Source organism: Bacillus cereus group sp. BfR-BA-01380 (assembly GCF_022663535.1).
Taxonomy (GTDB): Bacteria; Bacillota; Bacilli; order Bacillales; family Bacillaceae_G; genus Bacillus_A; species Bacillus_A cereus_BB.
In genome coordinates, this window is the sequence record NZ_JAKUFS010000010.1 from 151,693 (window position 1) to 160,008 (window position 8,316).

Genomic DNA, 8,316 nt, shown 5'->3' on the forward strand with positions numbered 1-8,316 from the left:
TCTTGCCTTCACTAAACATTTTATTCTGTGAAGAATACTATATTCTATCTTATTTGTCTTCCATGATGTCAACCATATACAAATGAAAACTATGTCTAAAAATCACATTAATAAATTATTTTAAAATAATTTATTTTCAACACATGAAATTCTCGTTATTGGAAAAATTAAGTAAAGTAAACTTATTAGAATACGAGGTGCATTTTCTTGGAATATAAACAACTCCCAAAATTTCCAGAACCATATTGGCGTGACTCTATTAACTTCCCTACTTTCCCGAAGCTAACTGAGAACATAAAAACAGAAGTTGCCATTGTCGGAGCTGGTATCACTGGCATCACAACAGCCTACTTACTCGCAAAAGAAGGAATCCAAGTTGCTTTAATTGATGCAGGAAATATTTTAAACGGAACAACTGGACATACAACTGCAAAGATTACAACGCAGCATGATCTTATTTACGATGAACTCATCAATCATTTTGGAGAAGAAAAAGCAAAATTATATTACGAGGCAAACAATGAAGCACTGCAATTTATAAAAGATACCGTACAGCAGCACAATATCCAATGTGATTTCATAGAAGACGATGCTTATCTATATACAAACGAAACCGATAATCTTCACAAGTTAACAACAGAATTAGAGGCATACAAAAAGCTTGATATTCCTGGCGAATACGTAGAAAGTATCCCTCTTCCAATTCCCATAAAAGCAGCACTTGTTATCAAGAATCAAGCGCAGTTCCACCCGCTTCGCTACCTAGCGGCACTTGTCGAACAATTCATTGAAGCGGGCGGCATTATATATGAAAATACAACTGCAATTGATGTGGAAAAAGGATTTTATTCACAAGTTATCACAAAAGATGGACATCGCATCACTTGTAGTTACATTATTTCTTGCTCTCACTTTCCTTTTTATGATGCAAACAGCTTCTTCTTTGCCAGAATGTACGCAGAACGCTCTTATGTCCTTGGCGTGAAAACAAAGCAAGAGTATCCAGGAGGAATGTATATAAGCGTCGATAATCCAAAACGATCCCTCCGCTACACCACAATGGATGGCCAAAAACTCGTGTTAATTGGTGGTGAAAGTCATAAAACAGGACAAGGTATTAACATGATGAACCATTACGAAGCGCTGCAAACATTTGGCGAAGAAACCTTTGGCATAGAAGAAATCCCATACAGATGGGCAACACAAGACTTAATTACACTCGATAAAGTTCCTTATGTCGGACATATTAATGAAAATAATCCTAACATTTTTGTAGCAACAGGCTACCGCAAATGGGGCATGACAAATGGAACTGCAGCAGCTTTATTGCTAAAAGCATCCATTATGAAAATCGATAGTCCCTATAAAGAACTCTACGCACCATCACGATTCCATACGAATCCAGATATAAAAACGTTTGTTACACAAAACCTCGACGTAGCAAAACATTTAATTGAAGGAAAATTGGAATTTGCTCTTCGTAAACCAGAAGATCTCGAAAACGGAGAAGGTGCTGTTGTAAGCGTAAACGGAAAACGTGCCGGTGCGTATAAAGACGATGACGGGAAACTTCACATTGTCGATACAACTTGTACACATTTAGGTTGCGAGGTGGAGTGGAATAGTGGTGACTGCACATGGGATTGTCCTTGTCACGGTTCACGTTTCTCAATTGAAGGAGAAGTAATTGAAGGGCCGGCAGATGAAGCGTTAAAAAGAATTGAGGATATGTAACCCTTGTATATACAGGTTGAAAAAACTGCACCTCCAATTGTTAGACTGTGTCTAACAATTCGGGTGCAGTTCATATGATCAGTGCTCTTTCCAACTTTGATATAACATATCTTGAAACAGTACATTTAACTTCTCAATATCTATAATTGATTTCTTTTCTAAACTCTTCACGTATTCTTCATAATAGGTAATCTGTTCTTCTAAAAATTCATTCAGTAACGTAATTCTTGGTCCTACGTCCATCTCGATACCTGCTTTTTTCTTCTCAAGCAGTTCCCCGATTTCTTGTAAAAGTACAGCATCCAAGGCTAATCCATTCACCAATCTTTCAAATTCAACAGGTGGCAATATTCTTTTCTCTTCTAACCATTTGCACGCCAGTATCGGACGTAATACATAAAAATATTTCTTTAGCTTTACTTCTTCACCTTGTAAAAATGCGCGATAGTTTTTAGATGCCATATGTAAATAATGATATACCGTTGCTTTTGGATCAAAATGACTACTCATTTCCTGCAAACGTTCAGGAAGATTTGACGCCTTAGCATATACAATGGGAGAACTTATCCACTCTAACAAAGCTGGGTTCGATTTAGAAAATAGCTGTAATGCCTTGCGGAGCTCCCAACCGCTTATATCAAGAGCATCGTTAATTGGATACTCAATAACATCCCGCTTCGGCTCAATCGATAAATACCATTCGACTCGGTGTACGTATACAAAACGTACATCATAATCGCTATCTTTTGATGGAAATCCCCATGCACGACTCCCTGATTCAACTGCAAACAAGATTTTCACATCATTCTCTTTCTCAATTCTTTCTAATTCTAATTGGATTTTTTCTCTCATATGTATCACTCTCATTTTCTGATCATTTCCTCGGAAATTCGACAAATAGAATAACATTCCTTCTTTTTATTCAAAAATGTATACAACTCCATTAAATCGGCAACTTTAGAAGTATGATTTTCATTTAGGCAGGTGTATAGGAATGGATTTACACACAGGTAAATTTTTTTGGGACACAACTCTCCCAAGTTCACCCACTTATCCATCTTTACAAGAGGATATAACATGTGATGTGTTAATTATAGGTGCAGGGAGTTCTGGAGCACAATTTTCATATTTCTTAAGTGAAACAGACTTACGTGTCGTTATTGTTGATAAAAGAAAAGTTGGACATGGCAGCAATTTACCGAACACGGGACTCATTCAATATTTAGGTGAAAAAATGTTTTTTGAACTTGTGAATACGTTTGGAGAAGAGCATGCAGTTCGTCACTTTAAATTATGCGAGCAAGCCATTTGCGACATTGAAACTGCTTCTCAAAATTTACCCATTTCATCTGATTTTATTCGTCGTGATAGCTTGTATTATGCCAGCTGTGAAAATGATATTGAGAAACTAAAGAAAGAACTTTATTACTTACAAAAGCATGGATTCAACGCAGTTTGGCTAGCAGAAAAACAAATTGGTCAAAAGTATCCCTTTCAAAAACGTGCCGCTCTTTATACATACAACGATGGTGAAATTAACCCATATAAATTTACGCACGGCCTATTAAAACAGTCCTCAAATAAAGGCGTACAAATATATGAAGATACCGAAATAACAGGGCAGAAATTAGAAAAAGATAACGCCACTTTTTTCACAAAAAACGGTCATTCTATCACTGCAAAAAAAGTGATAATTGCTGCTGGTTATGAAGGGCTAGAGTTCAAAAAAGACAAAAATGCAACACTTAGCTGTTCTTATGCAATTGTCACAACCCCTGTATCTGATTTTTCCTCCTGGTACAAACGGACACTTATTTGGGAAACTGCTCGTCCATATATTTATATAAGAACTACTACTGACAACCGCGTTATTATCGGCGGGCTTGATGAAGATACAGATATCGCAGAAGAACGGGATGCGAAACTCATCCATAAACGAGATACACTATTACAAGAATTTCAAAAGTTGTTTCCCACTATCGATGTAAAACCTGAATTTTATTTTGGTGCCTTTTACGGCGGCACGCATGACGGTCTACCAATGATTGGTATATATGAAGAAATGCCTAACTGCTATTTTATCTATCCTTATGGGGATAATGGCATAGTATACAGCATGGTGTTCGCGAGAATTATGCGTGATGTTCTCATAAATGGTTCAAGTCCAAATCTTGATTTATACAAACAAACACGCCCGATTTTAAAAAGATGAGATACAACAAAGTATCTCATCTTTTCTTCATTTTTGCTTCTCGGCAGCAAGTTCTGCGATCTGTTCAAACTCAGCTTGAATCTCCTCTTTGCATGCATCCACTTTTTCAAAATCCATCGCCGCAATATAAATTTTCTCTAGTTTATCACGCACAGATTTTGCCTTCGCTAAATAGGACATCGCTTCATTCATTTTCTCTCTATAGCGTCTTGATACATCTTGAATTTCTACTGCATATTTCTCATCTGTTCCCGGTTCAATAATAAGTTCATACATATCAATAATTTCATCACTGTCACGAGTTGGAAAATATTCATGCGGCGCTGTACTATCAAAAATAGCAAAGCCAAGTTCTCTTACAATGACCATATCAAGACTATTGGGATCAAAGCCGCAATGATAGATCTCAACATCAAATCCTTTCTCTTCCGCTGCCGCTGCTAATTTCTTTAACATTGTCGATTTTCCAGAACCAGGTCGCCCTTTTATAAAATAACGCTTCGGTACATCTTCTGTTAAATTAGGAACAAAATCAACTGCTCCTTTCGGCGTCGCTGCACCTAAAAAACGGTGCTTCACATTCGCTTTTTTCGTACACGTTTTATCAGTGAAAAATTGCTGCATAAGCTGCTTCGTTAATTCATTTGCTTTTTCAAAATCTATGTGGTCAATATAAAACTTCTCCCATTCATCATGAATCTCTAGTGCCATCTTAAAACACGCATAAGCTGACTGAAACGAATGAGTCGCTTCTGATGTATATTGTACAATCTCACCTTTATGCTTCCTAAGCTGAGCAGAATCCCAAGCTATCCCTAAGTTTACATACTCTTCTACAACACCTGGTACTTTCGGTTCAATCACATGAGGTGCCGTTCCATCAACAATCCCTACTTTTAACGCCGGAATAATCACACCATCAATTGAATGATTGTCAGATGAACAATGTAAAAACTCAATATCGTACCCTTTCTGTACCCACTCACGACCAATCGCCTTCATAAGTGAAGATTTTCCTGTTCCAGGCCCACCTTTTAGAATAAATAATCGGTCTAACCCCGTTACGTTCTCTTCATACAAACTGTAAAATCCCCTTGCTGTATTACCGCCAGCATAATAATTTTTTATGTTTCCTTCCACTGCCTTTCACTCCCTTGTAAGCAGTTTCATTACATAAGCTACGATATGCAAGTAAGAAGGAATAGGTGAATACCCAACTACAAAGTATATGAATACAAATTAAAAAATCATTTGACACAACACCAAAAGGTGTTACAATAAATTCCTGACACCATTTGGTGTTATATCTAAATTTGGAGGCTCAGTTATGCAAACAAATAAAATTTTACCAGAAATCCGTAAAACGGTTGTAATCAATGCTCCGATTGAAAAAGTATGGAAAGCTGTTTCAACATCAGAAGGTATTGCTTCATGGTGGATGCCAAGTACTTTTGAACCTATTGAAGGACATGATTTCATACTTCATGCAGGTCAATATGGTGATTCTCCTTGTAAAGTAACAGAAATTAACCCTATGAACCGTGTTGGTTTTGATTGGGGTAAAGACTGGCATCTTACTTTTGATTTAAAAGAATTAGAAGATGGAAAAATAGAATTCACGCTAATTCATTCTGGCTGGGATGCAGAAAAAGTCACAGAGTTTGGGCAACCTCACTCAGTCGTTCAAGGCTTTATGAACGGCGGATGGGAAAAAATTGTCAAAGAAACTCTTCCTGTAAAAATCGAGGCTTAAATTGACCACATCTCCATCCAATTATGATATTTTTCAAGCAATCGCTGACCCTACTCGCAGAAAGCTACTAAAATTGCTTGCTGAAAAAGAAATGTCAATTACTGCAATTACGGAATACTTTCCTATAACTCGTACTGCAGTTAACAAACATTTGCATGTTCTTTCTGTTGCGGGTCTTGTCAGCAGTCAGAGAGTCGGACGAGAAACTCGGTACAAGCTTCAGCCAGAACCTCTTGCCGAACTAAAAGAATGGCTTTCCTTCTTTGAACAATATTGGGATGAAAGATTATTGGCTCTTAAAGAATTTTTAGAGGCTGATAATGAATAGCGATAAAAAAACGAGAGCGTGATAAACACGCATCTCGTTTTTTCACGTATATTTAATTCACTTCTACTACCGGCAACTTGATATTTACCTTTGTCCCGATACCAAGTCTGCTTTCAAATTCCATTTCACCTTGATGTTCTTCAAGAATTTTATATGTAACCATTAAACCTAAACCCGTTCCATTTTCCTTTGTCGTATAAAAAGCTTCACCTATTTTATCTATTTTCTCTTGCTCCATCCCGCACCCTTCATCAATCACATTCACTACAACCTGATCACCATGAACTATATTCGCTTCCACAATAATATTACCGCCGCCGGGCATAGATTCTATCGCATTTTTAATAATATTAAGAAATACTTGTTTCATCTGTTTTTCATCACACTTTATAGAAGGTAATTCTTTAGCAAACATTGTTGAAATTGTAATACCATATTGAGAAGCTGTCTGTTTTACAATCGAAATCACATAATATAAAATATCTTTTATATTATGTAATACATAGTGCCTCTGTTTCGGTTTTCCAAGAACCATCAATTCACTAACAATCGCATTCATACGTTCAATTTCCTGCACCATGATGTTATAGTATTCTACATCTTCAGGGTGTTTTTCTCTCTGCAACTGCGTAAAGCCTTTTAATGATGTTAATGGATTGCGTATTTCATGTGCAATCGTAGTCGCCATTTTTCCAATGACTGCTAATTTTTCAGCTTGTTGTGCTTCTTCAAACATGTTTTCAATTGTACGTACGTACGATTGAAAACGTGTTAACAGAATAAACGCGATAGTCGCAAAACTTACACAGAGCACAATAGGTACAATTACAATCGGTGCATGTAACATGATTCCTAAAATGGTATACTTTCCAACAATCCCAAGTGACACGATCCGAAAATAGCGTTTATTTACAAAGATGGGGGAAAATAAAAATAAAAATGGTTCTACTGCATTACCACTTTCAAATGGTTTTGTAGTGCCATAATAAATCATTATGTTATCAATAAAATTACTAAAAACATATCCTATAAAAATAATATATTTTACAATATATATATTTTTCTTTTTTATAAAATAGATAGCAATTAACAACAATAAAAACATAAAAGGATACATCCAGAATCCTAAACCACCTTCTGGAAAACCTATACCGCTACCTCCCATTTGCACTTTTGGATAAAAATAATAATACAGGATATCACTCAAGAAGAAGATTATATAAAATAAACCTAAAAAAAGCTTTAATGCTTTCACTTCCTCTTGTATAAATATATGAGCTTTGTCCATGTTAAAACCCCTTTATCGACAACAATAATTTTATAAACAGCCATTAAGCCTAAACTAAAATCACTTGCTTTTTCCCCCTCTTCTTGAAACACCATCGTACTTGGATTCACATTAAATTCCTTTATAGGTTGAAATGTTTTCAAATAAAAAATTTCTACCATTTTCATTATATCGATATATACATATAAACTACAATATTATCTTTAAAAATAACAAACAAGGTTTCCTCACTTAATCTATGGACACATAAAAAAGGAAGAGAATTTAAAACGTATTTTAATATGTAATATTGCATATTAAAATGTATTGATAAAATTGTAAGCGCTTACTATAATAAGGGTATAAAGATGAACCACATCTTAACAACAAGAAAGAGGAGGAAATCATATGGCAATCGCAATGGCAGTTTTATCATTCTTAGGTGGATTACTTCCATTAGTAGCAGAACTTTTAAAAGCAGTAATGTAAGTTCGTTATTCCGCAATTATTTATACAAATTATCATACAAACAATCTGTATAGTAAAGATGAACTAAGGTACAGATTAGAGGAGGAAACCATATGGCAATCGCAATGGCAGTTTTAAAATTTATCGGTGGATTACTTCCATTCGTACAAGAGCTTTTAAAAGCATTTATGTAAGTTCATGATTCCGCAATTATTTATAGGAATTATCATACAAACAATCTGTATACCAAAAATAAGTTGAGGTGCAGATCAGAGGAGGAAATCACATGGCAATCGCAATGGCAGTTTTAAAATTTTTAGGTGGATTACTTCCATTCGTACAAGAGCTTTTAAAAGCATTTATGTAAATTTATTATTCCGCAATTATTTATAAAAATTATCATACAAATGATCTGTATAGCAAGGATGAATTGAGGTACAGATTAGAGGAGGAAATCATATGGCAATCGCAATGGCAGTTTTAAAATTTATCGGTGGATTACTTCCATTCGTACAAGAGCTTTTAAAAGCATTTATGTAAGTTTATTATTCCGC

The 8,316-nt window shown here is 35.5% G+C and carries 8 protein-coding genes; 4 read left to right on the top strand and 4 right to left on the bottom strand.

Annotation, left to right across the window (positions count from 1 at the left end; all coding sequences use genetic code 11):
- Nucleotides 1-207: 207 nt before the first annotated feature.
- Nucleotides 208-1,734 (top strand): FAD-dependent oxidoreductase, encoded by a 1,527-nt coding sequence (locus MR076_RS11980; protein WP_277928454.1) that lies wholly within the window; start codon nt 208-210, stop codon nt 1,732-1,734.
- A 78-nt stretch (nt 1,735-1,812) separates the two neighbouring features.
- Here the strand turns inward: MR076_RS11980 and MR076_RS11985 are convergent, their stop codons facing one another.
- Complete coding sequence (locus MR076_RS11985; RefSeq protein WP_242220795.1) at nt 1,813-2,586, bottom strand: nucleotidyltransferase domain-containing protein; 774 nt, start codon at nt 2,584-2,586, stop codon at nt 1,813-1,815.
- Between the two features lie 142 nt (nt 2,587-2,728).
- Between MR076_RS11985 and MR076_RS11990 the strand changes: the two genes are divergently transcribed.
- Nucleotides 2,729-3,946, top strand: a complete 1,218-nt coding sequence (locus MR076_RS11990) for an NAD(P)/FAD-dependent oxidoreductase (protein WP_242220798.1) — start codon at nt 2,729-2,731, stop codon at nt 3,944-3,946.
- Nucleotides 3,947-3,973: 27 nt separating this feature from the next.
- Here the strand turns inward: MR076_RS11990 and MR076_RS11995 are convergent, their stop codons facing one another.
- Nucleotides 3,974-5,086, bottom strand: coding sequence for a PRK06851 family protein (locus MR076_RS11995; RefSeq protein WP_242220800.1), 1,113 nt, complete (start codon nt 5,084-5,086; stop codon nt 3,974-3,976).
- 187 nt (nt 5,087-5,273) lie between these two features.
- Between MR076_RS11995 and MR076_RS12000 the strand changes: the two genes are divergently transcribed.
- Both MR076_RS12000 and MR076_RS12005 read left to right on the top strand, forming a co-directional pair.
- Nucleotides 5,274-5,699 (top strand): SRPBCC family protein, encoded by a 426-nt coding sequence (locus MR076_RS12000; RefSeq protein ID WP_242220803.1) that lies wholly within the window; start codon nt 5,274-5,276, stop codon nt 5,697-5,699.
- 1 nt (nt 5,700) lies between these two features.
- Nucleotides 5,701-6,027 (top strand): ArsR/SmtB family transcription factor, encoded by a 327-nt coding sequence (locus MR076_RS12005; protein WP_242220805.1) that lies wholly within the window; start codon nt 5,701-5,703, stop codon nt 6,025-6,027.
- 52 nt (nt 6,028-6,079) lie between these two features.
- On the opposite strand, the gene MR076_RS12010 is transcribed toward MR076_RS12005, so the two are convergent.
- Both MR076_RS12010 and MR076_RS12015 read right to left on the bottom strand, forming a co-directional pair.
- Nucleotides 6,080-7,315 (bottom strand): ATP-binding protein, encoded by a 1,236-nt coding sequence (locus tag MR076_RS12010; protein ID WP_242220807.1) that lies wholly within the window; start codon nt 7,313-7,315, stop codon nt 6,080-6,082.
- Nucleotides 7,279-7,458 (bottom strand): hypothetical protein, encoded by a 180-nt coding sequence (locus MR076_RS12015; RefSeq protein WP_242220809.1) that lies wholly within the window; start codon nt 7,456-7,458, stop codon nt 7,279-7,281. The genes MR076_RS12010 and MR076_RS12015 overlap by 37 nt, the downstream gene beginning before the upstream one ends.
- Between the last annotated feature and the right edge of the window lie 858 nt (nt 7,459-8,316).